Source organism: Scandinavium lactucae (assembly GCF_033843265.1).
GTDB classification, from domain to species: domain Bacteria; phylum Pseudomonadota; class Gammaproteobacteria; order Enterobacterales; family Enterobacteriaceae; genus Scandinavium; species Scandinavium lactucae.
The window spans coordinates 588,300-613,560 of sequence record NZ_JAWXRD010000040.1 but is presented as its reverse complement, the minus strand read 5'-3'; the positions used below and the strand labels follow the sequence as shown (position 1 = coordinate 613,560).

Sequence of the window (25,261 nt, the reverse complement as noted above, 5' to 3'; positions counted from 1 at the left end):
ATGACCGAACAGAGTGTTAAACCCGAATATGCTCCCGCTTTCAGCGTCAGCGCGGAGGGAAAAGATATTACCCGCGCGCTGCAGCAAAGCCTGGCCGAGCTGACGCTGACTGATTACGGAGGTGCCACGGCAAAAGCGGATGAGCTGAAAATCACGCTATTGTCGGAAACGCTCCCTTTACCGACAAAAGGGGCACGGCTACGCGTGGCGCTGGGCTTTAACGACCAGCTGGTGGATAAGGGCTGGTTCGTGGTGTCCGGCGTGGGCAGCGGCGGCCCGCCACGTCGTATCGAGATTTATGCCACTGCAGCGCCCATGAACGCGCAAAAACAGCCCGGTGATGTGCTCAGTCAGAAAACCCGTAGCTGGGATAATCTGCGACTGGCGGATCTGGTCAAAACCGTGGCCACTGAAAACGGTCTGGTGCCGAAAGTGGCCGGAGAGCTCGCCGACATCCATATCGATCACGTTGATCAGGTGGCAGAATCGGACGCCAATTTGCTGACCCGCCTTGCCCGAACGTGGAACGCGGTCAGCAAACCGTCGGGCGGTTACTGGCTATTTCTGCGTCAGGGTGCGACGGCGAATGCTTCCGGTGAGCAGACAGGAACAGTGGTCATCACTCCTGAAGAGGTCTCCAGCTGGTCATACAACGAAGGCGAGCGGGGGAGTTCGACGGGTAAGGCCACCGCCAGCAGCGGTAAGTCATCGGGCAAAATCGGGGTGCGTTATTACGATGAGGCTGACGGCAAGACCAAAACCACCACGGTTGATCATGACGGCCCCTCGATGGCTAATCCGTACACCCAGCCAGTAAAGGCCACCGCCGACCAGCAGGCCAAAGCGAAAAAAACGCAGGCCCGCCGTAATGAACAGAAAATGACGGTAACCGGACCCTGCCGACCGAAACATGTTCCCCTTACGGCAGAATCCGGCGTTTCCACGTCCGGTTTTGGCGAGCGGGAAGACCGTGCTTGGGTGGTTGAGTCACTGGTGTTTTCCTTGACTCCAGCCGGATTCAGCTACACGTACAACCTGGTGGTTGATATTCGTAAGCCAGCGAAATCTTCAAAACAATCTGGCAGCAAGGATAAAACCGGCCCGGATTACTTCGGCTAACCCTCCGCCATCCGGCAAACAGATACGGAAAATACTATGAACGGTGTAAACAGCCGGACCGGGAAACGCCTGTCCGGTAGCGACCATTTGCGCCAGTCCGTCAGCGATATTCTCTCCACACCCGTCGGCAGCCGTGTGCTGGTCCGTGATTATGGCAGCGATCTGTTTTCGCTGGTGGACAACCCCCGTGACGACCTGACGAGGCTGCGCATTATCGCAGCGACAGCTTCAGCGCTGGCGCGCTGGGAACCCCGGCTGAAGGTCACACGCGTGGTCGTTTCCTTCCCTGCAGAAACGGGGTGTGTGGTGGATATCGAAGGGATTAACAAAGAGAACAATCTTCCTGTCAGCACCGGAGGTATACCGATTTATGGCAAACAGCTATGACGTAATTAACCTGTCCAACCTTGCGGTACCAGATGCCCTGGTGGTACCCGATACCGCTGACATTTTTACCCGCTGGCTGGGGCGGCTACGCGAACTCGATTCGGAATTTGATGCGCTGGTAGAATCTGACCCGGCGTATAAACAAGGCGAAATCAACGCCTACCAGCTCACCCTGGCGTTTCAGCGGGTTAATGACGCGGTACGCGCAGTTTTCCTCGCCAGTGCCAGAGGCCCCGATCTCGATCAGTTAGGTGCGGGTTTTAATGTTTCCCGCCTGGTGATTAAACCCGGCGCTCCGGATGCGGTTCCCCCTGTCGATTCTGTCTATGAAGACGATGACGCTTTTCGTGAACGTATACAGCTTTCATGGGCGCAGCTGAATACGGCTGGTGCCCGCAATGCGTACCGTTTCCATGCAAAATCCGCAGATAATGATGTGCTGGACGCGGATGCTTACGGGCCAGAAACCCATAACCGCCCTGGCGAGGTGGATGTGTACGTGCTCTCGCGCAAAGATAACGGCGAGGCAGACGTTAACTTGATCGAAGCTGTAATAAAAACACTTAGCGCGGATGAAGTCAGGCCGCTCACCGATTTTGTCAGCGTGAAAAGTGCCAGTATCGCCAGTTATACCGTCACGGCAGAGCTTGAAATATCTGACGGGCCGGATGCACAGACTGTTCTGGAAAACGCGATCAGCACACTGACGAGTTACACCCGGCTTTCCCATCGCATTAACGCTATCGTACCACTCTCCGCGATTTACTCTGCACTTCAGCAGCCGGGCGTATCCCGGGTCCGGTTGATCAGTCCGACGGTAGATCTGGAAGCCGTGGCGGGCCAGGCACCCTGGTGCAGCGCGTTAAAAGTTACACGTAAAGGGGGGCTCCGGTGAATAAATTTCGCTCCCTTCTGCCTCCCTCAGCCCTTCATCCGGAACGTGCGCAGGAGAAGGCCAGCACGGAGCAGATTGTTGCGCTGGATACTGACATGGTGCGTAAGGCGAAAAATCCTGATACCTGTCCGGCTCATCTTCTGCCCTGGCTGGCCTGGGAATTTGCGGTGGACTCGTGGGATGACGCTTGGACGGAGGAAGAAAAACGGCAGGTGATTAAGGATGCAGCTTACGTGCATCAGCATCGCGGTACGGCCGGTGCAGTTCGCCGGTCGCTGAGCGCGGTCAGTCTGCCAACCACCGTCGTGGAGTGGTGGGAAGATGAGCCGCGCAAAGACCCCTATACCTTCCGCGTGGAGGTCTACAGCGTGCAGGCCGTTGATGAGGCGCTGTACCAGCGCATACGCCGTCAGGTGGATAAAGCCAAAAACCTTCGCAGTCTGCTGACCACCATCGACGTGATCGCCGATCTAGGCGCGAAGGGAACCTATTATACCGGCGGCGCTGTTACCGCCTGGATTGACGTTGTTATTGAGGCAGGAGTTTAGCCATGGCTGAGAAGTATTACAGCATTCTGACCAACAAGGGCAAAGAGCTGGAGGCGCAGTCCTCTGCGACCGGGAAGCCCGTCATTATTAAAGATTTTGTGGTGGGTGACGGGAACGGGCAGGCCGTCAGGCCGGATCCGGCACAAACGAAACTGGTATGTGAAGTGTATCGCAACGCCATTTCTGCACTGCAGGTTTCGCCAGACCAGGAGAACCAGTTTATCGCGCAACTGGTCTTGCCGGTCGATGTTGGCGGGTTCGTTGTCAGGGAGGTCGGCCTGCTGACCGATGCGGGGGAGCTGTATTCCGTTGCGAACTGTGCCGCCATAGAGAAGCCGGAAAACGGGGTTAGTGTGAGCCTGCAATACCGCCTTGCGGTATCGGAGACGGCAAATGTTGAATTAAAAGTTGCGACCGGCGATGGCCTGTTCCTGCGGATCGATAAAAATCTTTCTGAGATAGCGGCAAAAGGCGAGGCAGCCCAAAAAAGCTCGCGTGAAGCCATTGGAGTTCTGGATGCCACGACCGTGCGTAAAGGTCTTGTTCAGCTCAGTAGTGCGACCGACAGCACGTCTGAGGGGCTCGCTGCGACGCCGAAAGCGGTGAAAACCGTTAATGATGACCTGACCGGCGTTAAAAAGAGTCTGGGAACGGCGGCAATTCAGGATGTCACCACTTCAACAAGCGATCCAACCCCCGGAAGAATCACCAAAGTTGGTGACGGCGGACTTTTGGGCACGGCGCTTCCAGTTACAGATGCCAATCTTGCTGATAAGAACGGTCTGGTATCAATGATGTTCAAGCAGGGCGGCGGGTCAAAAAGCATAAATTTTGGCAGCTATGGGTGTGGTGTTCATCTTCTCTATGGCGACAGCGGTGATGGCTCTCAGGCTCTGAGTGCCAATTTGTTTATCGACTCTTCCGGTAATTTATCTGTTGAATGGCTCGCAATTAAAAAATCTGATGGTTCGGTAGTTGCAAAGAAAAAACAGAAAATTTGGGGACCATTTAATAAACCCACCCCGGATGATATAGGGGCGCTACCGGCATCCCGAAATGCCCTTGCGGTAGACTTAAACACCTTGGGCGACAGGGTTAACCATGGTGTTTACTATCAACCATCCAATGCAGGCGCAACGGCTGCTTATCACTATCCTGTAACGATTGCAGGCACGCTGTTTGTGACACAATCAGCCTATGGCTGCCAGCAAATGTATATCACCTACACTGGGCGTTTATTTCTCAGGGCGGTACAGGGGGCATGGACTGGCTCAGGTCCGTGGTCTCCATGGGTTGAGATGTACGGATCGAACAACAGGCCAACCCCGGATATTGTCAATTGCATAGCGCGCGACGGCTCTCATATTGGCGGGTTTGTTTCGGGTGACGCTGCACGGCCTTACCTGCGCCACACGGCCAGCGATGCAGTTGTCGTGCTGGCTAAAGCGGGGGACTCTTACACCAAAGCGCAGTCGGATGCTGGGTATATGGCGAAAACGGGAGCCTATACAAAAGGTGAAAGCGACGGGCGCTATCCGCTAAAAACCTCAACAGTGATTGACGTTCGTCAGGGGAGTCCGGGAACGATCGTCCTGAAACGTAATGGCTGGAATTACGTACCGGGGGGATGTGCATTTACGGGCTGGTACGTTGAGGGTGATGCACCACTTGATGACACAATTCAGTACAAGCCTGTCCAGATTAATATTAACGGCGCCTGGCGAACGATTTCGGGGTAATTATGCAATTAAAACAACTTTCATTTTACGAGCCTGAAGTAAAAGAGGCTGAAAATATCCTTTATCTGAAAGATGAAGATGGTAATGACTGGTATGCAAGCCAGGAAAAATTCTCGGCGGTGAAACTCAAAATTGCGTTTACCGCTGATGGCATTATCAGAACGGCAGATTATGACGTTTCTGCGTTGTGGCCTGTGAATATGACCGTGGCTGAAGTAGCTAAAAAATCCGTACCGAAAGGTTTCAACATTGACGGCGAATGGATGTATGACGGGGAGAAAATCGTCCCTGCGCCAGTTGATCACGTGGCGCTAGCCGAAGCCAGAAAGCTGGGACTGTTACAACTGGCCGCGCAATCTGTCGCGCCCCTTGCTGATGCGGTTGAATTAGGGATTGCCACCAAAGAAGAGATCGCCTTACTGAAGGCGTGGAAAACATACCGCGTGGCGCTTAACAGGGTTGATGTTGGCGTTGATGCGCCTGAATGGCCAGCATTGCCCGCATAAAGTAAAAGGGGCATCATTGCCCCTTATTTTTTCTGCTCTTCATATAGCGGCGCAACACGCGCCAGCTATCCAATGCCAACAGCAACAACGCGCCGAACGTGCAAACAACAATGATGATGGCAAAGATAAATTCAGCGTGCGGGTTACCCTTCCACATGGCTTATGACTTCCCATGACAGATTTAAAAAGCGCCCTGCCTGTCCTTTTTCAAACCCGGTGTCGATGTCATAAGGCCAGGGGAAATCTGTACGCATAAAAACGTGAAGTCCTTCACCGGGGCTGTAACGCTTTCGGGCTTTGTGTAATTGCTTGCACAAACCGGCTGTGATGCTTTCAGGCTTGCGACACAAGACAACAACATCACCTGTGGCATGGTGCGCCCCAATGGCCATGACAAAAGGCTCTGAATGGTGTTTGAAGTTGGTAACGCGGATGGATGTTGCGGCAGGGTCAGTGATGTCTTCTGTGTTGCCCTCGTTAACGAGAATGACCTCATAAAGCCCCATTGCAGCAGGGTTGGACATTAATGACTTTGCGGCATCCCTGTTGGCGGCGCTGTACGTGGCCACAAGACTGACTTTCTTGTTTTTCATGTTGATTTCATTCTCTTAAAAATTGACGCAATAAGAGCATGGGTAATTGGCTTAACTCAAATTGGTTTTGTAGATCAATTGCGGCCTATCGATCGCTGAAAGCGATCAATATGACGGAGACTCAAAGCACCTTAACTATCATTGGCTTTCTAAAAGTTTCCTAATGTGCCCGTGAAATATTCTCACGTCTCGATTGCTGTTTATGCATACAGTTATTTTTAAGGGGGAATTATGCGACGCACAGCAGACATCCATGCCGCTTTTGTAGCGGTAATACAACTAAATCCGAAAGGATACCGATTTCTACATACAAATTTATTCATCGCGAAATTGCGTGAAATCAACTGACACTTTAGTCAGGCAGATGCAAATGCCTGGATTGAGCGGTACCAGCCCGATTTCGCGGATTAAACTACCGATGGTAGCGAGAACCGTTACTCGATCTTGCGCAATATGGGGAGGGTTCACTAATGGGCTTTCCTTCACCAGCGATCGATGATATTGAGCGCCAGCTCTCTCCAGTCGTTCTCTGCAACATAGGGCAGGAGAGCAGGGTGCTTGAAACTGATGTTGGGTTCGCCGTCATTGAACCTGTCACGAAAAAGACGGCAGGGGATGTGTTGTTGATTCTGTGCGATGGACACACGCAGTTTGCAACACTAATGAGGAAGGCACTCATTACGGATAATGGCGAGGCAATAGAGGGAACTGCTCAGGAAGAGGTAGAAGTGCTTGGACGAGTGACGTTCTTCATCAACCGTGCCACAACAGAAGAGGCTTGTCCTTATTGAAAAAGGGTTATCAAAACTCAAAAATGATAATGCAAAATCAGACAGTTACGGCGTAAGCAAAAAATGGCCTATCTGGTGTGATATTACAGTTTTACATAACAAATTCATTAGGTTAATAGACATCTTGAAAAATACTGCTCCGTCACATGGAATGGTTCGAAGCCGCAGACCTGATTGTTAAAGGCATGGAAGGCGCAATCGCTGCCAAGACCGTGACCTATGACTTCGAACGTCTGATGGAAGGCGCTAAGCTGCTGAAATGTTCAGAGTTTGGTGACGCGATCATCGCAAATATGTAATTCGCTTTTAGCGGTTACACAAAAACGGGAGCCTGATGGTTCCCGTTTTTTTTTCAGCAATGCGCAAACCTCTCCGTCGTTAAGGGCGGGTAATGGTGAAATGCGGTCTGAGTGAAAACCCCTCCTTTTTGAGAGGATACTTGTAGACAGCAACATATAAAAATCCAAAAATAAATTATGGATGAGCGTTATTTAGATCGCAGGCGAGTTTTATGAGTTGTTTTTTTTACTTGGGTAACTGGTGGCGGGTGGTGAAGTCAGAAGCGGAGAATGCATTTATCCTCTTATCGCATATCGGTCGGTCCACATTGACGGTTTCAGGCGAGCATCTACGCAATATGTTGAAGTCTTATTGGGGTTTTAGACCCAGGTTCATCTAACGTGAAGCGTTGAATTACGTTATGCTTTATCCATTACAGAGCTTTTTATCTGCTGTGAATTGCAAAGCGTGGTTAGCTGGAGCATCAATCCCCGCTATATGGAATGGGGTTCAGTCTGTTGCCGTTTATCCAGGCATTTCATTCATACCACCCTTTTTATTTAGCTCACATCGCAAGCACATCAACTGCAATATTACAACATGACGCAATAGCTTTAACGGGATAGAAAAATAATATTGAGAGCAACCTTTCTCATATATTCGGTGGTGGCCAGTTTGTACAAAAATAAATTTACTCAGTGAAGTGTATAACTCAATTTTAAATTAGGGTGTCTGAGTTCGGTCTTTTAGTGGACAGCAAAACTGCATTGTCAAATTGACGTCATTCGATTATTCTTCTCTTCAAGCAAAAGGATGATGCTTATTAAAAGTTTCTTTATCGTTGCTTTTCCCGGGCCTGTCCGGGATTTTTTTACTGTTTTATGGATTGATAATAATGCCGACTTAGCTCAGTAGGTAGAGCAACTGACTTGTAATCAGTAGGTCACCAGTTCGATTCCGGTAGTCGGCACCATTACGAAAGGTTCGCGTAGTATGCCAGGTAACGAGAGCATTTTATTGCAGGTAATGTATGCTGTTGGGCTTGCAATATTTCTATTATTCACAGGTGGAACCTGCTTATTGCTTGGTTGGTTGTCCCTTAGGAATCAGAAAAAATATCCCCTTAGCGGTCATAATATAATGCCTGTTTACAAAATCCCGCCAACTGTATAATTTAAAATCGATCACGACCTGGTGTGGAACAGAAAAGCTGGGGTATGAACCCCAGCCATGCAGGATGGGATCAGTCTGTAGTCGTTTCTCCAGGCATTGATTTCAATGCCTCAAGATCAATTTCTGAATCAGATGTTTCAAGTAACTGAGTTAACATTAGCAGCTCATTGAATTCATTCAATAATAATTCCGCATCACTCTTCAAAGGTGTATCTGCTGCATCTAAAGCCGCGTTGATTGCTTTCCTCACGTTTTCCAGCATTTCGTTCATACCGCCATTTTTACCCACGGTCAGTAATAATGCGCCTATCAGAAGAGACTGTGCCTCTACTTTAGCCGCCAGCTGCTTGGCTTCAGCATCCATTTTGGAAATTTTGGCAATCACGCCGAGTATCAAGTTTTTCATAATGGCCCCCTGTTTTTTTTGCGAGATTACCCCCTTAATAAATTAAGGGCGAGGTTTATTTTATGAACACAAAAATCGCCTAACCTGACCGTCAGATTATTGCTTCACCCACACGAGCTTATCAACCTGGAAGCCCAGGCGGCGCGCGGTGTCCAGATAATCCTGTTTTACTGCATCCGGCAGGGTCGGTGTCCGGGACAGGAGCCACAGATAGTCGCGATTAGGGCCACTCACCAGCGCGTACTGATAATTATCGTCGAGCTTGATCACGTTATAGCCACCGTAGAAGGGGCCAAAGAACGAGACCTTCAGCGCGGCGGTGCTTGGTGCGCCGGTAAACAATGCTTTCCCTTCGCTCTCCTTCCACGCTTTTTTCTCCGGGTCGTAACCGCGATTGAGCACGCTGATGCTGCCATCACTGCGCTTGCCGTAGGTGGCGGTCACCTGTTCCAGCCCGCGCTCGAAGCGGTTTTCCAGGCGCGCAACTTCGTACCATTTGCCAAGATAGCGGCTCGCATCAAAGTCGGTTATTGGCTGAACGCCTTTAGGAGGGGTAGGGGATTTACAGGCAACCAGGGTCAGCGCAATAGCGACCCCGGTCACAACAGGCCATAGCTTCATGAGAACTCCTTTCATCAGGGCAGTTGGAAGTAAAGTGTAGTGCAAACATTCCACTCTTCATTCAAGCCGCCATTATTCGTAGTATATTGAGAGTATTCTTTGTTATCAGGTGCCTGACATGTCTTACTCCATCGGTGAATTTGCCCGGCTTTGCGGGATTAACGCGACCACGCTCCGTGCCTGGCAGCGACGTTACGGTCTGCTGAAACCGCTGCGTACCGATGGCGGTCATCGCCTGTACAGCGACGACGACGTTCAACAGGCGCTCAAAATCCTCGACTGGGTGAGGAAAGGGGTTCCCGTCAGCCAGGTGAAACCGCTGCTGGCACGTCCAGGGGCGGGTCGAACCAATAACTGGCTCACCTTGCAGGAGAGCATGCTGCAACGGCTGAAAGAGGGAAAAATTGAATCCCTGCGCCAACTGATTTACGACTCAGGCCGCGAATATCCGCGCCCGGAACTGGTCACCGAAGTGTTACGTCCGCTGCGCAGCCAGGTTTCAGCCACCATTCCGGCGATGATGACCCTGCGCGAAATCCTCGACGGGATCATCATCTCCTACACCTCGTTTTGCCTCGAAGGTGACAAAAAAGCGCCTGGCGATAATTACCTGATTACCGGCTGGCACCTGACTGACCCTTGCGAGATCTGGCTCGAAGCGCTCAAACGCACCGGTCAGGGGCATCGCATCGATGTGCTGCCGATCCCGCCCGCTACCCTTGCGCCGGAGATCTTCCCGCAACGCAAATGGCTGCTGGTCAGTACCGGCAAACCGACTGCTGCGCGTCAAAGGCAGGTTGACCTTTGGCAGCAGCAGGTCACTTCCCTCGAGATTATCTCCCTCTAGAGTCATTGCCATCTCACTGAAAGTATTGCGCTAATAAAAATAGCACAGCCAAAACTTGGACAAAATATCATTATTGTATAAGTTTAATTATACGATAACTTCACGTTGTTCAGGTTTAGGGTGAGAGTCATGAGTGCAATGCCATCCGTTATCAATCGATTTATTGATTACTACGCCGAGCTGGATAACCAACCGCCCTCGGCGCTGGCGGGGCTTTACGACGCTCAGGCCGCGCTTATCGATCCCTTTGGTGAGCATCGCGGATTGTTTGCCATTCAACGTTACTTCACCCATCTGTTGACCAACGTCGAGCACTGCCGCTTTGTGATTGATGCCCCGGTTTGCGACGGACATCGTTTTGCCCTGACCTGGACGATGAACTGGTCGCATCCACGGATTGCCGGCGGTGAAACGCTGGCCCTGCCAGGATGCTCAATAGTGGATGTCGCTAACGACCGGGTCGTCCTCCAGCGCGATTACTACGATGCGGGCGAGATGATTTACGAACATCTGCCGCTGTTGGGGTGGGCGGTTCGCAGTGTCAAAAGGAGAGTGCGCTCATGATGACTGTCCTCATCACCGGCGCAAGCTCTGGCATTGGAGCCGGGCTCGCCAAATCCTGGGCTAATGACGGCTACCACGTCATTGCCTGTGGGCGAGACCCGGCCCGGCTTGAAGCCCTGCATCAATACAGCCCCAATATCTCGATTCGCCTGTTCGATATGACAGACAGGGAAGCCTGTCGCCAGGCGCTGGCAGACTGTTCCCCCAGCCTGGTCATCCTCTGTGCCGGCACCTGCGAATATCTTGAGAATGGCGTGGTCGACGCCGCGCTGGTGGAGCGGGTGATGACCACAAATTTCCTCGGGCCGGTGAACTGCCTGGCGGTGCTTGGGCCGCAGCTGGTATCGGGCAACCGCGTAGTGCTGGTCAGTTCGATGGCGCACTGGCTGCACTTTCCGCGGGCGGAAGCGTATGGCGCATCGAAAGCCGCATTGACCTGGTTTGCCGAAAGTCTGCGTCTGGACTGGGAAGCGAAAGGGATTGCCGTCACGGTGGTGTCGCCGGGCTTTGTCGATACCCCGCTGACCCGTAAAAATGATTTTGCGATGCCGGGTCAGGTGGGCGTTGAACAGGCTGTGGCCGCTATCCGACGCGGGCTGGCGAAAGGGAAAAACCATATCGCCTTTCCGACAGGGTTCAGTCTTATCCTGCGCCTGCTGGCCGGGCTTCCGGCATTTATACAGCGTGCATTACTGCGCCGGATGGTGCGCTCATGAAAATCGCCATTATCGGCAGCGGCATCGCCGGGCTGACCTGCGCCTGGCGGCTGGCAGGGCATCATCAGGTCACCTTATTCGAAGCCGAATCTACCGCAGGCGGACATACCGCCACGGTGGATGTCATAACCCCTCAGGGCACTTATGCCATTGATACCGGGTTTATCGTTTACAACGACCGCACCTATCCGCGTTTCATGGGGCTGCTGAGCGAGCTGGGCATTAGCGGGCAAAAAACGCAGATGAGTTTCTCGGTGCATAATCCGCAAAGTGGCCTGGAGTATAACGGTCATACCCTGACCTCGCTGTTCGCGCAGCGTCGCAATCTGGTGAATCCGTCATTCTGGGGGCTACTGAAAGAGGTCGGGCGCTTCAACCGCCTGGCAAAACAGGCCCTGAACGACGCCGATGCTAACGACACGCTGCAAACCTTCCTCGAGCAGCACCGCTTTAGCCCCTTTTTCGCACGTCATTATATTCTGCCGATGGGGGCCGCTATCTGGTCATCGTCGCTCCAGGAGATGCGCCGTTTTCCGCTGCCGCTGTTTTTGCGCTTCTTTGAGCATCACGGTCTGTTGGATATCACTCATCGCCCGCAGTGGTACGTTGTGCCCGGTGGTTCGCGGGAATATATCCGCGCGATGCTGGCGAAGCTGGGCGATCGTCTCAGCCTGCATCTCAACGCCCCGGTGCAGCAGGTGATTCGCTTCGACGGTGGGGTGAAAATCGAGCTTGAAAACGCAAGCCATACCTTCGACCAGGTTATTTTTGCCTGCCACTCCGCGCAGGCATTAGCCATGCTGGCCGACCCCACGCAAGCCGAAACGGAAGTGCTCGGGGACATTGGCTGGCAGCGCAACGAAGTGGTGTTACACAGCGACCCGCGCTGGCTGCCGGTGCGCCAGCGCGCCTGGGCGAGCTGGAACTATCGTCTGAGCGACCAGGATCAGGCCAGCGCCTGCGTCACCTACAACATGAATATTTTGCAAGGGTTACCCGAGGGGAGCCCGTTGTTCTGCGTCACGTTGAACCCGGATACCCCGGTCGACGCGCGCTACGTCTGGAAGCGCTTCGTGTATCAACATCCGCTCTTTAACCCCAAAAGCTGGCGCGCGCAGGCCCGTCGGCAAGAAATAAACGGCCATCAGCGGAGCTGGTTTTGCGGTGCCTACTGGTACAACGGTTTTCATGAGGATGGGGTGCGCAGCGCACTGGATTTGGTGCATGGGATTGCCGCCGGAGAGGGCAAATAAGATGAACAGCTGCCTGTATCAGGGCGTGCTACGCCATCGTCGCCTCCAGCCGACACCCCATCAGTTTCGCTACAGCCTGTTTATGGCCGGGCTCGACCTGGATGAGCTGGATATGCTGCCGTCCGTGGGCATCCGCCGCAACCGCTTTGCCGCTGCCGCCTTCCACGATGCGGATTATCCGCTGGGCACGCCGCTGAAAGCGAACGTCCTCGACCGGCTGCACTCGCTGACCGGCGAGCGTCCGGTGGGGCAGGTGATGCTCCTGACCCAGCTGCGGTATTTCGGCTTCCACTTCAATCCGGTCAACTTTTATTACTGTTATGACCAGGCCAACACCCTGCGCTGGGTGCTGGCCGAGGTACGCAACACTCCATGGAACGAACGCCATTACTATGCCATCGATGGCCAGACCCCAGGGCCGATGGAAAAAGCGTTTCACGTTTCGCCTTTTAACCCAATGGACATGGTGTATCACTGGCGATTCAACCCGCCCGGCAAAACGCTGCATATGCATATCGAAAACCATCAGGCGGCGAAAGTGTTTGATGCCACGCTGTTGCTGCACCGCGAGCCCCTGACGCGCAAGAATCTGTCATCGCTGTTGCGTTGTCTGCCGCTGATGACGTTGAAAACCCTGTTTGCTATCTACTGGCAGGCGCTACGGCTGTGGCTCAAACGCGTGCCGATCCATAACCACCCCGTTAGCAGGAGTGACCGCTCATGACCGATCCCGTCTTTGCGCTTGAGCGCGATATCCCGCGCAACGTCCGTGTCGCACGCTGGTTGTTGTTCCGCCTGCTGCGCGGGATCCGGCACGGCTCGCTCACCGTTTATGAAGGAACGCAGGCAACGCATTTTGGCGATGCGTCCGCAAGCCTGCGTGCCGACGTGCAGATCCTGACGCCGGGTGTTTACTGGCGAGTGCTGACCGGCGGGAGTCTTGCTGCGGCAGACGCCTGGGTAGACGGCCAGTGGGAAACTCATCAACTCACTGCGCTGTTGCAGATCCTGGCGTTGAATGGCCGGGTGCTGGGGCGGCTGGAAAGCGGCTTCCGCCTGCTGGGCAAACCCGTCGAGCGACTCCGGCACTGGACCCGGCGTAACTCTCGTGACCAGGCGCGGGAAAATATCGCTGCGCATTATGACCTCGGGAACGCGTTTTACTCGCACTTCCTTGATGAAGACCTGCTGTACTCCAGTGCGTTGTTTACCGCCGACGAGCAGGCGCTAAACCAGGCTCAGCAGGCAAAGATGGCGCGTCTGTGTGAGCAATTGGCACTGACGGCGGACGATCATCTGCTGGAAATCGGCACCGGATGGGGTGCGATGGCGGAATATGCCGCCCGCCACTACGGCTGTCGTGTCACCACCACCACGCTGTCGCAGGAGCAGTACACCTGGGCCACAGCGCGGATTGCCCGCGCAGGGTTACAGGATAAGGTGCAGGTGCTGCTGTGCGACTACCGCGATCTGACTGGCGTCTTCGACAAGCTGGTGTCGGTCGAGATGATTGAAGCGGTGGGGCAACGCTACCTGCCGAGGTTCTTCCGCACCTGCCAGGCCCGGCTGCGTCCCGGAGGCAGGATGGCGATTCAGGCGATTACCATTCAGGATCAACGCTACCGGGACTACAGCAAAAGCGTCGATTTTATCCAGCGTTATATCTTTCCCGGTGGCTTTTTACCGAGCATCACCGCGATGAGCGAGCTGATGACCCGCCATACCGACTTTGTGGTACGTAATCTGTTCGATATGGGGCCCGATTATGCCCGCACCCTGGCACACTGGCGGCAACGTTTTGTTCAGGCCTGGCAGGAGATTGAACAACTGGGCTTTGATGACCGCTTCCGTCGCATGTGGCTGTACTACTTTGGCTATTGTGAAGCTGGGTTCAATGCCCGGACCATAAGCGTGGTGCAGCTTACGGCGGAGCGGGTATGAAACACTATGTGCAGGTTTTTTTGCTGGCGGTGGCGTTCGATTTTTATTGGGCGCTGGTGGTGCTGTTTCGTGAGCGTGGCCTGTTTCTGTGGCTCGGTGTTGCGATCCTGGCGTACCTCATGCTGTCGCCTGCACACCGAGTTTATGCCCTGCTGTTGGCAGTCGCAGGCTGTGCGCTGGATGCCTTCTGGGCGCAGACAAAGCTTATCGATTTTACCGGCGGCTCCTTGTTACCGCTGTGGATGGTGGCGCTGTGGCTAATGTTTGCCACCGTCTGGACCGCGCTCAGCCGCACCTCCACGCTGCCGGGGTGGATCCTCGCGCTGCTGGCAACCTGCGGTGGCCCGGTGGCGTATGTGTTGGGTGAACGTCTGGGGGCAATCGTTTTTTTGCAACCGACCTTTATTGTCGTCAGTTGGATGGTGCCGGGCTGGCTGGTACTGATGCTATTTTTCCATATTTTGATGGGGAAACGACAATGAGAATCGCGCTACTGATGCTGCTGTGGCTGGTGGTTATCCCTCAGAACAGCCATGCCGCCGACTGGTTACGCTGGCGCAAAGTGGGCGATGCGACGCTGACGTGGGGGCCGTTTACCGTCTACACGTCTCAGCTGCGAACGCCCGCTGGGCACTATGACGGCCCTACGCAGGATCAGGCGCTGATCATTACTTACCAGCGTGATATCGACCGGGAGGAACTGGTCGATGCCACCCGCGAGCAGTGGCAGGCGCTGGGCATTCTTAAACAGGAACCGCAGAGTGACGCCTGGCTGAACATGCTGCAATCCCTCTGGCCCGACGTGACACCGGGGGCGCAGCTGGCCTTTGTCCTTACCGGTCAACAAGGCCAGTTCTGGTATCGCGCATCGGCGGCGCAAAAAACCTTTACTCCTTTGGGGGCGCGCCAGTCAGCAGGCTTCAGCCAACGCTTCCTGGCGATTTGGCTCGATCCCCGCACCCAATATCCTGAACTGCGTCAGCAGTTGATCGGAGGTGACAAATGATACGCATCCTGACACTGGGTCTGGCGCTGATAATGATGCTGGCAGGCTGTAGCACTGACGTCAGCGAATACCGCCCTCAACAGCCGCCGCTGGATATCTTCCGTTATTTCCAGGGCAACACCGAAGCGTGGGGCATGGTGCAGGACCGCAGCGGCAAACAGCTGCGTCGTTTCCATGTCGAGATTACCGGTGATGTTAAAGGCGACACCCTGACGCTCAATGAACACTTTGTCTATGACGATGGCGAGAAGCAGCAACGGGTGTGGCACATCCGCCGCATTGGGGCCGACAGCTACGAAGGCACCGCAGGCGATATCGACGGTGTTGCCACCGGGCAGGCGGCGGGTAACGCCTTTAACTGGCGATACAGCATGAATGTGACCGCAAAAGGCAGCACCTGGCTGCTGCACTTCGATGACTGGATGTATCTGCAAGACGGCACCCATCTTTTTAATAAAACCGAGATGAAGAAATTCGGCGTGACCGTTGCAACCGTCACGCTGTTCTTCACCCGCAAAGCGCAGTAGAGAGAGGATAACGCCATGAACACTCAACCCGTGATTGGAATTAGCGGATGTTTAACCGGTTCGGCGGTACGATTTGACGGCGGCCATAAACGAATGGGCTTTGTGATGGATGGCCTGGCGCAATGGGTCACCTTTAAGCCCATCTGTCCGGAGATGGCGATGGGCCTGCCTGTTCCTCGTCCGGCTCTGCGACTGGTACAAACTACAGCCGGGGATATCCGTATGCGCTTTAGCCATGCCCCACACGACGACGTGACGGAGAAAATGACGAAATTCACTGACGATTATCTGCCACGCCTGGGTGAACTGGCGGGCTTTATCGTCTGCGCCAAATCCCCGAGCTGCGGGATGGAGCGCGTGCGGTTGTACGATGAAAAAGGCAATCGTGGCCGCAAAGAAGGCGTGGGGGTCTTTACCCGGGCGCTACTGGAGAAATATCCGTGGCTCCCGGTGGAAGAAGATGGTCGCTTGCACGATCCGGTGCTGCGGGAAAACTTTGTCGAGCGGGTGTTTGCCCTTCATGAACTCAATACCCTGCGCGCCAACGGTCTTAGCCGCCATGCGCTGCTGGATTTCCATAGCCGCTATAAACTTCAACTACTGGCGCATCATCAGCCGGGCTACCGTGAGATTGGCCCCTTCGTCGCCTCGCTGCACGAGTGGCAAGACCTGGACGCATTCTTCGTGGTGTACCGTGAAAAACTGATGACGATCCTGAAAAAACCGGCCTCGCGCAAAAATCACACCAACGTGCTGATGCACATTCAGGGCTATTTCCGCGAACAGCTGAATACGCGTCAGCGCGGCGAACTGCGCGAGGTGATCCTCGGCTACCGTGAAGGACAATTGCCGATCCTGGCTCCGCTGACCTTGCTAAAACATTATCTGGCTGAATACCCGGACCGTTATCTGCAAACGCAAAATTACTTTGCCCCGTATCCGGAAAACTTAGGTCTGAGGTTAATGGTGAACTGAGTAATCGAGGTTATTCATCGACCATCCACATGTCGGCTTCCTCGAACATTTCCTGCACAGCACGACTGATCTGTTCTTTTTCGTGTTTAGTGGCATCGGTGTTGATCGCGGGCAGGGTCATCATCGGCTTCACTCGCACCTCGGCTTCCGGGAAAATGTGATGAACGCGGCGGGTGAGTTCATTGAGGATTTTCTCTCTTGCTGCGGGTAAACCTTCCACATTGCGTTTGTCATAGATGAGTTCGACGAACATGACTGCTTCCTTTGTACGGATTAGGCGTGCAGTTTTATACTGTATGAATACTCAGTGTCAAGCGGGGCCTGCAGAGGATGAGCACGGGTATGTTCTGATAACGAGTCTGCGGGCGTCCGGTAGCATTAATGTCTTAGAGGAAATAAACCGGGGATGGCAGAATCTTGAGTACTTTCGTAACGACAATAAGTTAACCACATGAAAAAAAATGCATTCATCGCAATCAGTTTTCTGTTTCTTGCCAGTCAGTCCAGTTTTGCAGGCACCAAGACCTTAGTGGAGTATGGCGTGGTTCAGCGGAGCCAGGTAATGGCCGAGACCAATGGGCAATATCATCCTCTGCGCACCGTGGCGGCAGGGGCGTTAGGCGGCGTAATTGGCCACCAGTTTGGTAACGGGAAAGGCAAAACGGCGATGACCGTTGCGGGAGCTGCCGCCGGGGCGGGTGCTTCTCGCTATCATCAGAGCACTCAGCAGGCACCGCATAAAGTCGATTTACTGATCAAAACCAATTCCGGCGCGACCATCGATGTGGTGCAAAATTACGACGGTAGCCTCGTCTTTAACCCAGGCGATAAGGTGCGGATCCTGACCAGGGGCTCGGACACCACCGTCGATAAATCGCTGTAATGATAGCGGGCAGGACACAACAAAAACGGGAACCGTAAGGGTTCCCGTTTTTTTTCGCTCGCGACTTCATTGAACTCGAGGTTCTGGCCGCTGGCGTTGATATTACCTGGCAGAAAGCTGCGATGCGGAAAAGAGCGTCCCGCAATAGGGGCAAAGCAAAGGGCTATTTTTTTTGATTCTGGATGGACTGTGCATGGATTGTTTTGCACATTTCGGGCAAGAACACTCTGCGGGTTGGGAAGGGCGAAGTTGACGATTTTTACGTTCAGCCATGTGTATTCCTTTTATGTTGGCGCAAAACAATACCTCAATAGCCCCGGAAAAGCCCTCATTCATTTTTTTATTTTTAACATTGCGGATTTTTCCGGGCGCTGACAAATCTTTCTGAGATACCCCTTGCGTTAAAAAGTTAATCATGCGTTAATGGCTCATCGGTTTGAACATACACGTTATCTGAAACAGTTCTCTTAAGTCGTTCTCATCATTTTCTCTCCTTGATGTCTCTTCTTCAGTTTTCTCAGCTTCCAGCATCGTTTCTTAGCATTAACAGTTTATTCAGACCAAAATGGCCTGCGGGCGAAATAAAAATAAAAGGTAAAATGATATGTCTAATCAAATGACTGGTTTAGTAAAGTGGTTTAACGCTGAAAAAGGTTTCGGCTTTATCACCCCTAAAGACGGTAGCAAAGATGTCTTCGTACATTTCTCGGCTATCCAGAGCAATGATTTCCGTACTCTGTATGAAAATCAAGAAGTTGAATTCTCCGTTGAAGCAGGTCCTAAAGGTCCTTCCGCTGTCAACGTGGTACCACGCTGAGGGCTTGATTATTACTGATTCAATCCACTTCCGTTGCCCATGTTGCCACGGTTCACAATATCGGACTTCATCGTTCGATGTGACTGAGAAAAATCCGTTTGGCGCAAAATGCATATTTTGTAAATCGGCAATGACGACGTTCGATAATGTATTCACCTGGCATCGACCTGCCTCTGTTTCTGCTGAAATCAGAAAGTAATCGCACCGTCGTTAACAGTTAAAATCTATTTTTGGAAAGGCGACGTCAGGTTGCCGCAGACAGAGAACGTGCTGCAGAAGATATTCTCAAAGCAGCGAAAAAGTATCTGTAAATCTGCTTCTCCAAATAACCGCCCCTCTGGGCGGTTTTTTTATGCCTGTAATTCGTCGCGAAATACGCAAAGAGCGCCACGGAAGGGCAGCCCGGCGTATTTTTTGTGCAAGAAAAGAACAGATACAAAATCGGCGTAAAAACAGATATCCGTCAGGTTATTTTAATGTTAAAAATGCGCCGGAAATCCCATCAGAGAAGTCTGTAATGCAGCTGGAACAATTGAAAACAAAAAACGGTAAACGCTTTATTCTGGCGGTGATAGTTATCTTTGCGGTTGCCTTGATGCTGGTCGGGCAGGCTACGTTTGGTGGGGTAGTGCAGGAATACGATTTACCGTACGACGCATGGTCAACGTCAATGTTTATCATGCAGGGTGCGATGGTAGTGGTTTACAGTACCGTCTTCACCTTACTGTGCTCAATCCCGTTAGGTTTTATTTTGCTGGAGCCAGGCCGCGATAAGTAAAGCGTTAGCGCGTCAGGTCGCCACCCCGACGCGCTGACGATATTTTTTATCGATATACATCGCGGCATCGGCGGCCTGAATAGCGCTCTCAGCGTCCATCTCTTGTGGGCACACGTCGATGGCACCAATGCTGGCACCTGGGTAGTGAATACTGTGGTTGCAAAGCTGATAGTGACCACAAATTTGACGACGCAGCAGCTCAATAAAAGGCTGTTTCTGGCCGCTGGAACTGATTTCACAGGCCACCAGGAACTCATCTCCGCCGAGGCGACCGACGATATCGGTATCGCTCATCACTGACGTCAGCCGATGGCCGACCTGAATCAAGAAATCATCTCCCGCCTGATGCCCATGAATATCGTTAATCTCTTTAAAATCGTCGAGATCGATAAATGCCACCAGGACCCGGGTTTGATTGCGGCGCACGCGTTCAAACAGCGCATCAAGAAGTTCATACACCGCCCGTCGATTGGCCAGGCCCGTCAGCGCATCGGTATAGGAATGCGCGACCAAGGCCGCATTAGCCTCGCGCAGCTGCATCACTAAAGACTCTTTCTCGATATAACGCGCAATCAGGCTCGCAAACAGATGCAACACGTGTTCGCTGTTGAGGCTGTAACTGTGCGTATCGCGGCTGGCGGCGCAAAGGGTGCCATACAGTGAACCATCGGCAAGGTGTACCGGTGTGGTGAAGAAGGTATTAATGCCGAGAGACTGAGCGGCCTGGCATTCCTGCCAGCGGGTAGCCACGTCATTGCTGAAATAGTGCTGCTCTTCGACGGCGCGTTTGCACAGCGTGTCATCCCACGGCACGGAAAACCCTTCGGGGATCTGCATCTGGCTGCTGTTGCGGGCATAAACAATGTGCTGGAGGCGAGTGGCGTTGTCGATTTTAGTCAGATACGTCGATTCCATATGCGTAACCAGTTCCAGCATTTCGAGCAGCTGGCGCACCAGGCTTTCGAGCGTTTGTTCGGTGGCAAGGGTTTGTGAGACGCGGGCAAGAATAATATCTGACATGACCTGGAAGCTCCCGTGCAATAACGGCTACAACTGCACGCTATGCTGAAAATATCGACTATCTAACAATAGTAAAACATGAATACATCAAATTTTATACATCAAATGGGCGAGAAAAGCGGGATTTTGTTGCAAAAAAGCCCCGCCGGGGGAGGCGGGGCAAAACTCATTGATTATGGAATGATATGTTCTCGGGTAAGTTCGAGAACGCTCCTAATTTAAGTTGCAAAAGTGCAATTAAAATGAAGAAATAGTGAAGAATAAGGCATTTTAGCCCAATTAAAGGATGGAATATCAATGAAATACGTCGGATTATTACTCCCGTTGGTACTGGCGGGATGCACTGCGGCCAAACAACACGATGCGCCACCGCCACCAAACATGGGGATGGCCAATCCTGCGGCGGTCTACTGCCAGCAAAAGGGCGGGACGGAATTACCCGTGCAGAGCCCTCAGGGCGTGCGTACCGACTGCAAATTGCCGAACGGCGAAGTGATTGACGAGTGGACGCTGTACCGTCGCGATCATTCTCAGTCGTGACAGCGCGCTGCTCTCCAGGATACAATCAGAGTTAAGATAAATCTTAAAACTGGACAGTGTGAGAGCAGCATGTTTCAGCTTAAACCGGGCACTCTGGCGATGATCATCGCGGCCCGAACCCCTACAGGTCGTGCCAACATCGGCAAATCGGTTTCACTTTTTGCGCTGTGTCAGCCCGGGGAACGTATTCTCAATCCCGTGAACGGCGTGGTGACAGAGTTACCGCGTGAAGCGCAGCGCCCGCTGTGGCTGGTGACCGGGAATATTCAGTCGGTAGACGGTCAGGCCGGATTTGCGTTCGTACGCCCGGAACATCTGATGCCGCTTAATCCGGACATGCTGCCCGCTGATGAGCTTGAAAAGGTGATTGAGTAAATCACCCCACGCGGTTTATTGCTCTTGCTCTGCAATCCAGGTCAACAGCGCCGGGATCTGTTGATGTGAAAACACGGCGATACCGTGCTGGCGCAGAAGCGCTGCGGCAACGCCGTTACCGGCAATTTTTCGGCCACTAAAGCTTCCGTCATAAATTTCTGTACTGCCGCAGGTAGGACTGCCATCGGTCAACAGCGCGGCCCGGCAACCTGATTCCTGCGCTGCTTTCAACGCCAGCCAGGCTGCAAGCTGATAATGACCGGTAACATCGGCTCCGGTGCGTTCAAAAATTTGCGCCTGACCTGCGAGCACCTGTTCTCCCTGAGCGGCAATTATTTCTGCTGAGGGGCGTGGGGTGGGCAACCCGGCGGCGAGTTCCGGGCAGTGGATCACCAGTCGGTTTTCTTCCCGCAGACGCTGCAGCAGTTCTCCGAGCTGCGTCTTGGCGCTGGCGTTGTAACGTACCGGATGGCCCATCAGGCATGCGCTGACCAGGATTTTTGTTTTCATCTCAACTCCATTGGCTGTCTGCTTCAAGAGTAATACTTTCCCTCATCAGATGAAACGATCGCCACTTGCTCATTCTAGGGATTGTTCTGCATGCAAAATCCCGGTAGTCTGGTGTTCCTTATGTAGCCCGTAAACTGCACCGCATAAGGAATCCCCTCATGGAACACCCTTCGAACAAAACGACACTCCGAATTGCCCTCGTTGGCGACTTTAATGCCGACGTGATTGCCCATCAGGCGATCCCGCTGGCGATTGACGATGCTGCTGCCGTTCAGGAACTTACCGCCGACTACGACTGGCTTGCAACCGCCGATATCCGCAGTGGCGACGACCTGGTGGGTTATGACGCTATCTGGCTGGTGCCGGCCAGCCCGTACAAAAATGCTGAAGGGGCGTTGATCGCCATCCGCTACGCGCGTGAAAACAGCATCCCGTTCCTCGGCACCTGCGGTGGTTTCCAGCATGCGATAATCGAATATGCCCGTAACGTGCTGGGCTGGAGCGATGCCGCGCACGCCGAAACCGACACCGAAGGCCGGATGGTGATTGCGCCGCTGGCCTGTTCGCTGGTGGAAAAAACCGATGCCATTGAGCTGCGGGCCAATACGCTGACAGCCAAAGCCTACGGTCGGTTGAGCATTGAAGAGGGGTATCACTGTAACTACGGTATTTCACCGGAGTTTGCGGCTGAGCTTGAATCTGGTGCTCTGCGCGTGACCGGCTGGGATGATGAGGGCGAGATTCGGGCGGTAGAACTCATCACCCATCCGTTCTTTGTCGGCACGCTGTTCCAGCACGAACGCAATGCCCTGGAGGGCCGTCCTGCGCCATTGGTTCATGCGTTTTTACGCGCGGCTGCCAACTAAAAAAATGTCTTTTTTTCGGGCCTACGCTCGCGGTGTAGGCCCGGTAAACTCAGCGCGACCGGGCATTATTCCACTACCCACCGATCTCCCGGTCACGTCCGGCAAGCCCACCGAATACGGCCATCATCAGCGAAAGAATCGCCACCGCAATCAATGGAATATGCCAGTCGCCGCTGGCGTCATGAATTTTACCCATCAGCGGTGGACCACAGGCGGCCAGCAGATAACCCACGGATTGTGCCATCCCGGACAGGGCCGCAGCCTGATGCGCTGAACCTGCACGTAGACCGATAAACGTCAGTCCCAAAATCATCGTCGCCCCGCAGCCAAAGCCGAAAATCAGCGTCCACAATGTGGCCTGTTGCGGCAACAGCCAGAAGCCTGCGGCGCTGACGGCACACATCAGAGCCACCCCGACGGCAATACCGCGCTGGTCTTTCAGCTTATGCAGCACCAGCGGAATGAGCAGCCCCGGCACGGCGGTCGCCAGCTGTAATAAGCCGTGCAACGAACCCGCCTGCGCTTCGCTGTAGCCGTGGCTAATCAGAATGGCGGGCAGCCAACCGATGACCACGTAATACACCAAAGAGTTGATACCCAGGAACAGGGTCACCTGCCAGGCCAGCGCCGAACGCCAGATGCCCTTGTTGTGCAGACTGCGCGCCCCGGTGACGGTGCCAGGCGTATGGTTGCTCAGCTGCGGCAGCCAAACGATCAGACCGAGCAGCGGGAACACCATCAGCGCTAACAGCGCCCCATGCCATCCTGCACCGCTTATAGCAATCGGCACCACTAAGGCGGAACCCAGCGCGGCGGCAACGCCCATGGTCAGAGAATATGCCCCGGTCATGCGCGCCACATGGCCGGAAAAATCACGTTTAATCAGCCCCGGCAGCAGGACGTTACCCAGCGCAATGCCGCTGCCGATAATCGCGGTCCCGACGAACAACATCGCCGGAGAGGGCAGGGAACGGAGGCCAATCCCGATACACATCAACAGCAGCGCGGCCAGCAGGCTGCGCTCCATGCCAAAACGGCGCGCAATGCCCGCCGCCATTGGGGAGATCAAGCCAAACGCCAGCAGCGGCAGGGTGGTCAGCATTCCGGTCTGGGCGGTGGACAAGCCAAAGTCGGCGCGAATGCTGTCCAGCAGTGGGGCGGCACCGGTAAAAATCACCCGCAGTGAGGTGGCGATCAGTAATATCCCGGCAATCAACAGCAGGGTCTGTCGACGGGAGGTCATAGCAACTGTACTCATGGTGTTCTCGGTCATTCTCAGGAGCGCTTACAATAGCGGTTTTCCCCCAGCTTTAAATCAAGCTAAAATGACAAATAATCGCTCAAATCGGACAAAACAATGCTGTCAGGATTAGGGCTGGAAGGGTATGAGCCCGACAGCCAGCACGACGCCGCGGAAGCGTTCCGCATTCAGGTGGTCGAAGATGAACAATTCATTCCCGTGCATCAGCACCGTAAAGGCCAGCTGATTCTGGCCCTGCACGGGGCGATAACCTGCGAAGTGGAAAACGCGATGTGGATGGTGCCGCCGCAGTATGCGGTGTGGATCCCAGGCCAACTGCCGCACAGTAACCGTGCCACACCGGGGGCCAGACTCTGTTTTCTGTTTATTGAGCCTGGGGTGGCGGCGATGCCGGACCACTGCTGCACGCTGAAGATTTCGCCCCTGGTGCGGGAACTTATTCTGACGATGGCCACGCGCAATCAGGGCGAGAAACAGACCCCGGCGATGCAGCGGCTGATTCAGGTATTATTTGATGAGTTACCGCAGCAGCCACAGCAACAGCTGCAACTGCCGGTGTCAACGCATCCGAAAATTCGCACGATGGTGGAGACGATGGCCGCCGAACCGGCGGTCTGGCAAACGTTGGGGCAGTGGGCCCGCCACTTCGCGATGAGCGAGCGCAATCTGGCCCGACTGGTGGTGAAAGAGACCGGACTCAGCTTTCGCCGCTGGCGGCATCAGCTTCAGCTGATCCTGGCGCTACAGGGGCTTATTCGTGGGCAGACCGTCCAGCAGACCGCCCATGCGCTGGGCTACGATTCCACCACCGCCTTTATCACTATGTTTCGCAAAGGATTAGGGCAAACCCCAGGGCGTTATCTGAACGGGCTGTCTGACTAACCCTTGCCAATAAACAGCGACACGATCCCGGCGGCGATCAGCGGTCCCACCGGCACGCCGCGAAACAGCGCCACACCAAGAACCGTTCCGACTAACAGGCCCGCGACCATCTGCGGTTGGGTCCCCATCAGCTGTACGCCCCGGCCACCGAGCCATGAGACAAACACCCCCACCGCGATAGCGACCAGCGATTTCCAGTTAAAGAACGAATGCAGCAGCGTCGAGGCCGGCAGGGTGCCACTGGCTATCGGGGCCATCACACCAATGGTCAGCACGATAATACCAATGCTGAGACCCTGTTTTTCAATCCAGGGAAAGAAGGTACTGAGCGGGGTGACGCGCACGATAATCAGCACCAGAATCGAGACCGCGACGGTGGTGTTATGGCTGATAAAACCCAGCGCCGCCAGCCCGAGGAGAATCATCAGGGTAGAGTCAAACAT

The 25,261-nt window shown here is 53.9% G+C and carries 34 protein-coding genes, 1 tRNA gene and 2 pseudogenes; 28 read left to right on the top strand and 9 right to left on the bottom strand.

Annotated elements, in window-relative coordinates:
* From SIK69_RS20600 to SIK69_RS20575, 6 genes are read left to right on the top strand one after another with little or no spacing between them, the layout of a single operon-like run.
* Positions 1–1,119, top strand: a complete 1,119-nt coding sequence (locus SIK69_RS20600) for a contractile injection system protein, VgrG/Pvc8 family (RefSeq protein WP_319786954.1) — start codon at positions 1–3, stop codon at positions 1,117–1,119.
* 36 nt (positions 1,120–1,155) lie between these two features.
* Entirely contained in the window at positions 1,156–1,506 is a 351-nt protein-coding gene (locus SIK69_RS20595) for a GPW/gp25 family protein (protein ID WP_319786953.1), read from the top strand.
* A complete protein-coding gene (locus SIK69_RS20590) occupies positions 1,490–2,401 on the top strand; it encodes a baseplate assembly protein (protein ID WP_319786952.1) in 912 nt (303 codons plus the stop codon). Before SIK69_RS20595 ends, SIK69_RS20590 begins: the two co-directional genes overlap by 17 nt.
* Positions 2,398–2,949 carry a phage tail protein I gene (locus SIK69_RS20585; RefSeq protein WP_319786951.1) on the top strand — a complete coding sequence of 184 codons (552 nt, stop codon included), beginning with the start codon at positions 2,398–2,400 and terminating at the stop codon, positions 2,947–2,949. The genes SIK69_RS20590 and SIK69_RS20585 overlap by 4 nt, the downstream gene beginning before the upstream one ends.
* Positions 2,950–2,951: 2 nt before the next feature.
* Positions 2,952–4,688 carry a phage tail-collar fiber domain-containing protein gene (locus tag SIK69_RS20580; RefSeq protein WP_319786950.1) on the top strand — a complete coding sequence of 579 codons (1,737 nt, stop codon included), beginning with the start codon at positions 2,952–2,954 and terminating at the stop codon, positions 4,686–4,688.
* A gap of 2 nt (positions 4,689–4,690) precedes the next feature.
* On the top strand, positions 4,691–5,194 hold the full coding sequence (locus tag SIK69_RS20575; RefSeq protein WP_319786949.1) for a tail fiber assembly protein: 504 nt from the start codon (positions 4,691–4,693) through the stop codon (positions 5,192–5,194).
* Between the two features lie 143 nt (positions 5,195–5,337).
* Here SIK69_RS20575 and SIK69_RS20570 read toward each other — a convergent pair whose 3' ends face one another.
* Positions 5,338–5,787, bottom strand: a complete 450-nt coding sequence (locus tag SIK69_RS20570; protein WP_319786947.1) for a glycosyltransferase family protein — start codon at positions 5,785–5,787, stop codon at positions 5,338–5,340.
* Between the two features lie 231 nt (positions 5,788–6,018).
* On the opposite strand from SIK69_RS20570, the pseudogene SIK69_RS22955 reads away from it, so the two are divergent.
* The 4 genes and pseudogenes from SIK69_RS22955 (at position 6,019) to SIK69_RS20555 (ending at position 7,830) form a co-directional block, all read left to right on the top strand.
* A pseudogene (locus SIK69_RS22955) lies at positions 6,019–6,198 on the top strand (hypothetical protein).
* 59 nt (positions 6,199–6,257) lie between these two features.
* Positions 6,258–6,578 (top strand): hypothetical protein, encoded by a 321-nt coding sequence (locus SIK69_RS20565; protein WP_319786946.1) that lies wholly within the window; start codon positions 6,258–6,260, stop codon positions 6,576–6,578.
* Between the two features lie 128 nt (positions 6,579–6,706).
* Positions 6,707–6,877 (top strand): annotated as a pseudogene (locus SIK69_RS20560) (NADP-dependent isocitrate dehydrogenase); the annotation flags it as partial.
* Positions 6,878–7,754: 877 nt separating this feature from the next.
* A tRNA-Thr gene (locus SIK69_RS20555) sits at positions 7,755–7,830 on the top strand.
* A gap of 270 nt (positions 7,831–8,100) precedes the next feature.
* Here SIK69_RS20555 and iraP read toward each other — a convergent pair.
* Together iraP and SIK69_RS20545 are read right to left on the bottom strand one after the other, a co-directional pair.
* The gene (gene iraP, locus SIK69_RS20550) at positions 8,101–8,436 is read right to left on the bottom strand and encodes an anti-adapter protein IraP (protein WP_319630008.1); all 336 of its coding nucleotides are present in this window, start codon (positions 8,434–8,436) and stop codon (positions 8,101–8,103) included.
* 96 nt (positions 8,437–8,532) lie between these two features.
* Positions 8,533–9,057, bottom strand: coding sequence for a lipocalin family protein (locus SIK69_RS20545; protein ID WP_319786945.1), 525 nt, complete (start codon positions 9,055–9,057; stop codon positions 8,533–8,535).
* Between the two features lie 118 nt (positions 9,058–9,175).
* On the opposite strand from SIK69_RS20545, the gene SIK69_RS20540 reads away from it, so the two are divergent.
* From SIK69_RS20540 to SIK69_RS20495, 10 genes are all read left to right on the top strand, one after another.
* Entirely contained in the window at positions 9,176–9,904 is a 729-nt protein-coding gene (locus SIK69_RS20540; RefSeq protein WP_319630010.1) for a MerR family transcriptional regulator, read from the top strand.
* Positions 9,905–10,033: 129 nt separating this feature from the next.
* On the top strand, positions 10,034–10,468 hold the full coding sequence (locus tag SIK69_RS20535) for a nuclear transport factor 2 family protein (protein ID WP_319630011.1): 435 nt from the start codon (positions 10,034–10,036) through the stop codon (positions 10,466–10,468).
* Positions 10,465–11,184 carry an SDR family NAD(P)-dependent oxidoreductase gene (locus SIK69_RS20530; protein WP_319630012.1) on the top strand — a complete coding sequence of 240 codons (720 nt, stop codon included), beginning with the start codon at positions 10,465–10,467 and terminating at the stop codon, positions 11,182–11,184. The genes SIK69_RS20535 and SIK69_RS20530 overlap by 4 nt, the downstream gene beginning before the upstream one ends.
* Positions 11,181–12,437 carry an NAD(P)/FAD-dependent oxidoreductase gene (locus SIK69_RS20525; protein ID WP_319786944.1) on the top strand — a complete coding sequence of 419 codons (1,257 nt, stop codon included), beginning with the start codon at positions 11,181–11,183 and terminating at the stop codon, positions 12,435–12,437. Before SIK69_RS20530 ends, SIK69_RS20525 begins: the two co-directional genes overlap by 4 nt.
* Position 12,438: 1 nt before the next feature.
* Complete coding sequence (locus SIK69_RS20520) at positions 12,439–13,161, top strand: DUF1365 domain-containing protein (RefSeq protein ID WP_319786943.1); 723 nt, start codon at positions 12,439–12,441, stop codon at positions 13,159–13,161.
* Positions 13,158–14,378: a class I SAM-dependent methyltransferase gene (locus SIK69_RS20515; protein ID WP_319786942.1), complete on the top strand. Its 1,221-nt coding sequence runs from the start codon at positions 13,158–13,160 to the stop codon at positions 14,376–14,378. Before SIK69_RS20520 ends, SIK69_RS20515 begins: the two co-directional genes overlap by 4 nt.
* Positions 14,375–14,860, top strand: a complete 486-nt coding sequence (locus SIK69_RS20510) for a DUF2878 domain-containing protein (RefSeq protein WP_319786941.1) — start codon at positions 14,375–14,377, stop codon at positions 14,858–14,860. The genes SIK69_RS20515 and SIK69_RS20510 overlap by 4 nt, the downstream gene beginning before the upstream one ends.
* The gene (locus tag SIK69_RS20505) at positions 14,857–15,384 is read left to right on the top strand and encodes a hypothetical protein (RefSeq protein ID WP_319630017.1); all 528 of its coding nucleotides are present in this window, start codon (positions 14,857–14,859) and stop codon (positions 15,382–15,384) included. Before SIK69_RS20510 ends, SIK69_RS20505 begins: the two co-directional genes overlap by 4 nt.
* Entirely contained in the window at positions 15,381–15,911 is a 531-nt protein-coding gene (locus SIK69_RS20500; RefSeq protein ID WP_319786939.1) for a DUF3833 domain-containing protein, read from the top strand. Before SIK69_RS20505 ends, SIK69_RS20500 begins: the two co-directional genes overlap by 4 nt.
* Positions 15,912–15,926: 15 nt before the next feature.
* The gene (locus SIK69_RS20495; protein ID WP_319630019.1) at positions 15,927–16,886 is read left to right on the top strand and encodes a YbgA family protein; all 960 of its coding nucleotides are present in this window, start codon (positions 15,927–15,929) and stop codon (positions 16,884–16,886) included.
* Positions 16,887–16,896: 10 nt separating this feature from the next.
* Here the strand turns inward: SIK69_RS20495 and SIK69_RS20490 are convergent, their stop codons facing one another.
* Positions 16,897–17,139, bottom strand: coding sequence for a DinI family protein (locus SIK69_RS20490; protein ID WP_319630020.1), 243 nt, complete (start codon positions 17,137–17,139; stop codon positions 16,897–16,899).
* Between the two features lie 198 nt (positions 17,140–17,337).
* Between SIK69_RS20490 and SIK69_RS20485 the strand changes: the two genes are divergently transcribed.
* Positions 17,338–17,769 carry a glycine zipper 2TM domain-containing protein gene (locus SIK69_RS20485; protein WP_319630021.1) on the top strand — a complete coding sequence of 144 codons (432 nt, stop codon included), beginning with the start codon at positions 17,338–17,340 and terminating at the stop codon, positions 17,767–17,769.
* 102 nt (positions 17,770–17,871) lie between these two features.
* Here the strand turns inward: SIK69_RS20485 and SIK69_RS20480 are convergent, their stop codons facing one another.
* Positions 17,872–18,186, bottom strand: coding sequence for a YnfU family zinc-binding protein (locus tag SIK69_RS20480; RefSeq protein ID WP_319630022.1), 315 nt, complete (start codon positions 18,184–18,186; stop codon positions 17,872–17,874).
* Positions 18,187–18,373: 187 nt separating this feature from the next.
* Here SIK69_RS20480 and cspE point away from each other — a divergent pair, with 187 nt between their 5' ends.
* From cspE to SIK69_RS20465, 3 genes are all read left to right on the top strand, one after another.
* Positions 18,374–18,586, top strand: coding sequence for a transcription antiterminator/RNA stability regulator CspE (gene cspE, locus SIK69_RS20475; RefSeq protein ID WP_319630023.1), 213 nt, complete (start codon positions 18,374–18,376; stop codon positions 18,584–18,586).
* A gap of 10 nt (positions 18,587–18,596) precedes the next feature.
* Positions 18,597–18,785: a cold shock small protein YmcF gene (ymcF, locus tag SIK69_RS20470; protein ID WP_319630571.1), complete on the top strand. Its 189-nt coding sequence runs from the start codon at positions 18,597–18,599 to the stop codon at positions 18,783–18,785.
* A 318-nt stretch (positions 18,786–19,103) separates the two neighbouring features.
* Entirely contained in the window at positions 19,104–19,364 is a 261-nt protein-coding gene (locus SIK69_RS20465; protein ID WP_319786937.1) for a DUF2534 family protein, read from the top strand.
* A gap of 12 nt (positions 19,365–19,376) precedes the next feature.
* Here SIK69_RS20465 and SIK69_RS20460 read toward each other — a convergent pair whose 3' ends face one another.
* Positions 19,377–20,384: a sensor domain-containing diguanylate cyclase gene (locus SIK69_RS20460; protein WP_319630025.1), complete on the bottom strand. Its 1,008-nt coding sequence runs from the start codon at positions 20,382–20,384 to the stop codon at positions 19,377–19,379.
* Between the two features lie 297 nt (positions 20,385–20,681).
* Here SIK69_RS20460 and SIK69_RS20455 point away from each other — a divergent pair, with 297 nt between their 5' ends.
* Both SIK69_RS20455 and SIK69_RS20450 read left to right on the top strand, forming a co-directional pair.
* Entirely contained in the window at positions 20,682–20,924 is a 243-nt protein-coding gene (locus SIK69_RS20455; RefSeq protein ID WP_319630026.1) for a putative hemolysin, read from the top strand.
* A 69-nt stretch (positions 20,925–20,993) separates the two neighbouring features.
* The gene (locus SIK69_RS20450; protein WP_319630027.1) at positions 20,994–21,299 is read left to right on the top strand and encodes a hypothetical protein; all 306 of its coding nucleotides are present in this window, start codon (positions 20,994–20,996) and stop codon (positions 21,297–21,299) included.
* 15 nt (positions 21,300–21,314) lie between these two features.
* Here the strand turns inward: SIK69_RS20450 and SIK69_RS20445 are convergent, their stop codons facing one another.
* Positions 21,315–21,809, bottom strand: a complete 495-nt coding sequence (locus tag SIK69_RS20445; protein WP_319630028.1) for a 2-thiouracil desulfurase family protein — start codon at positions 21,807–21,809, stop codon at positions 21,315–21,317.
* Between the two features lie 158 nt (positions 21,810–21,967).
* Between SIK69_RS20445 and SIK69_RS20440 the strand changes: the two genes are divergently transcribed.
* Positions 21,968–22,675 (top strand): CTP synthase C-terminal region-related (seleno)protein, encoded by a 708-nt coding sequence (locus SIK69_RS20440; RefSeq protein WP_319786936.1) that lies wholly within the window; start codon positions 21,968–21,970, stop codon positions 22,673–22,675.
* 73 nt (positions 22,676–22,748) lie between these two features.
* Here the strand turns inward: SIK69_RS20440 and SIK69_RS20435 are convergent, their stop codons facing one another.
* Complete coding sequence (locus tag SIK69_RS20435; RefSeq protein WP_319786935.1) at positions 22,749–23,933, bottom strand: CynX/NimT family MFS transporter; 1,185 nt, start codon at positions 23,931–23,933, stop codon at positions 22,749–22,751.
* Positions 23,934–24,032: 99 nt separating this feature from the next.
* On the opposite strand from SIK69_RS20435, the gene SIK69_RS20430 reads away from it, so the two are divergent.
* The gene (locus SIK69_RS20430; protein WP_319786934.1) at positions 24,033–24,818 is read left to right on the top strand and encodes an AraC family transcriptional regulator; all 786 of its coding nucleotides are present in this window, start codon (positions 24,033–24,035) and stop codon (positions 24,816–24,818) included.
* Here SIK69_RS20430 and SIK69_RS20425 read toward each other — a convergent pair.
* Positions 24,815–25,261: a DUF441 domain-containing protein gene (locus SIK69_RS20425; protein ID WP_319630032.1), complete on the bottom strand. Its 447-nt coding sequence runs from the start codon at positions 25,259–25,261 to the stop codon at positions 24,815–24,817. The genes SIK69_RS20430 and SIK69_RS20425 overlap by 4 nt on opposite strands.

Coding starts and splice junctions, on each gene's coding strand:
- SIK69_RS20515 (WP_319786942.1), top strand. CDS start 13,158: ATGACCGATCCCGTCTTTGCGCTTGAGCGCGATATCCCGCGCAACGTC.
- SIK69_RS20455 (WP_319630026.1), top strand. CDS start 20,682: ATGAAATACGTCGGATTATTACTCCCGTTGGTACTGGCGGGATGCACT.
- SIK69_RS20580 (WP_319786950.1), top strand. CDS start 2,952: ATGGCTGAGAAGTATTACAGCATTCTGACCAACAAGGGCAAAGAGCTG.
- SIK69_RS20565 (WP_319786946.1), top strand. CDS start 6,258: ATGGGCTTTCCTTCACCAGCGATCGATGATATTGAGCGCCAGCTCTCT.
- SIK69_RS20545 (WP_319786945.1), bottom strand. CDS start 9,057: ATGAAGCTATGGCCTGTTGTGACCGGGGTCGCTATTGCGCTGACCCTG.
- SIK69_RS20500 (WP_319786939.1), top strand. CDS start 15,381: ATGATACGCATCCTGACACTGGGTCTGGCGCTGATAATGATGCTGGCA.
- SIK69_RS20425 (WP_319630032.1), bottom strand. CDS start 25,261: ATGTTTGACTCTACCCTGATGATTCTCCTCGGGCTGGCGGCGCTGGGT.
- SIK69_RS20495 (WP_319630019.1), top strand. CDS start 15,927: ATGAACACTCAACCCGTGATTGGAATTAGCGGATGTTTAACCGGTTCG.
- SIK69_RS20490 (WP_319630020.1), bottom strand. CDS start 17,139: ATGTTCGTCGAACTCATCTATGACAAACGCAATGTGGAAGGTTTACCC.
- SIK69_RS20465 (WP_319786937.1), top strand. CDS start 19,104: ATGCAGCTGGAACAATTGAAAACAAAAAACGGTAAACGCTTTATTCTG.
- SIK69_RS20570 (WP_319786947.1), bottom strand. CDS start 5,787: ATGAAAAACAAGAAAGTCAGTCTTGTGGCCACGTACAGCGCCGCCAAC.
- SIK69_RS20595 (WP_319786953.1), top strand. CDS start 1,156: ATGAACGGTGTAAACAGCCGGACCGGGAAACGCCTGTCCGGTAGCGAC.
- SIK69_RS20525 (WP_319786944.1), top strand. CDS start 11,181: ATGAAAATCGCCATTATCGGCAGCGGCATCGCCGGGCTGACCTGCGCC.
- SIK69_RS20535 (WP_319630011.1), top strand. CDS start 10,034: ATGAGTGCAATGCCATCCGTTATCAATCGATTTATTGATTACTACGCC.
- SIK69_RS20520 (WP_319786943.1), top strand. CDS start 12,439: ATGAACAGCTGCCTGTATCAGGGCGTGCTACGCCATCGTCGCCTCCAG.
- SIK69_RS20450 (WP_319630027.1), top strand. CDS start 20,994: ATGTTTCAGCTTAAACCGGGCACTCTGGCGATGATCATCGCGGCCCGA.
- SIK69_RS20435 (WP_319786935.1), bottom strand. CDS start 23,933: ATGAGTACAGTTGCTATGACCTCCCGTCGACAGACCCTGCTGTTGATT.
- SIK69_RS20590 (WP_319786952.1), top strand. CDS start 1,490: ATGGCAAACAGCTATGACGTAATTAACCTGTCCAACCTTGCGGTACCA.
- SIK69_RS20445 (WP_319630028.1), bottom strand. CDS start 21,809: ATGAAAACAAAAATCCTGGTCAGCGCATGCCTGATGGGCCATCCGGTA.
- SIK69_RS20510 (WP_319786941.1), top strand. CDS start 14,375: ATGAAACACTATGTGCAGGTTTTTTTGCTGGCGGTGGCGTTCGATTTT.
- SIK69_RS20530 (WP_319630012.1), top strand. CDS start 10,465: ATGATGACTGTCCTCATCACCGGCGCAAGCTCTGGCATTGGAGCCGGG.
- SIK69_RS20575 (WP_319786949.1), top strand. CDS start 4,691: ATGCAATTAAAACAACTTTCATTTTACGAGCCTGAAGTAAAAGAGGCT.
- SIK69_RS20480 (WP_319630022.1), bottom strand. CDS start 18,186: ATGATTAACTTTTTAACGCAAGGGGTATCTCAGAAAGATTTGTCAGCG.
- SIK69_RS20505 (WP_319630017.1), top strand. CDS start 14,857: ATGAGAATCGCGCTACTGATGCTGCTGTGGCTGGTGGTTATCCCTCAG.
- SIK69_RS20440 (WP_319786936.1), top strand. CDS start 21,968: ATGGAACACCCTTCGAACAAAACGACACTCCGAATTGCCCTCGTTGGC.
- SIK69_RS20430 (WP_319786934.1), top strand. CDS start 24,033: ATGCTGTCAGGATTAGGGCTGGAAGGGTATGAGCCCGACAGCCAGCAC.
- SIK69_RS20540 (WP_319630010.1), top strand. CDS start 9,176: ATGTCTTACTCCATCGGTGAATTTGCCCGGCTTTGCGGGATTAACGCG.
- SIK69_RS20600 (WP_319786954.1), top strand. CDS start 1: ATGACCGAACAGAGTGTTAAACCCGAATATGCTCCCGCTTTCAGCGTC.
- cspE (WP_319630023.1), top strand. CDS start 18,374: ATGTCTAATCAAATGACTGGTTTAGTAAAGTGGTTTAACGCTGAAAAA.
- SIK69_RS20460 (WP_319630025.1), bottom strand. CDS start 20,384: ATGTCAGATATTATTCTTGCCCGCGTCTCACAAACCCTTGCCACCGAA.
- iraP (WP_319630008.1), bottom strand. CDS start 8,436: ATGAAAAACTTGATACTCGGCGTGATTGCCAAAATTTCCAAAATGGAT.
- SIK69_RS20485 (WP_319630021.1), top strand. CDS start 17,338: ATGAAAAAAAATGCATTCATCGCAATCAGTTTTCTGTTTCTTGCCAGT.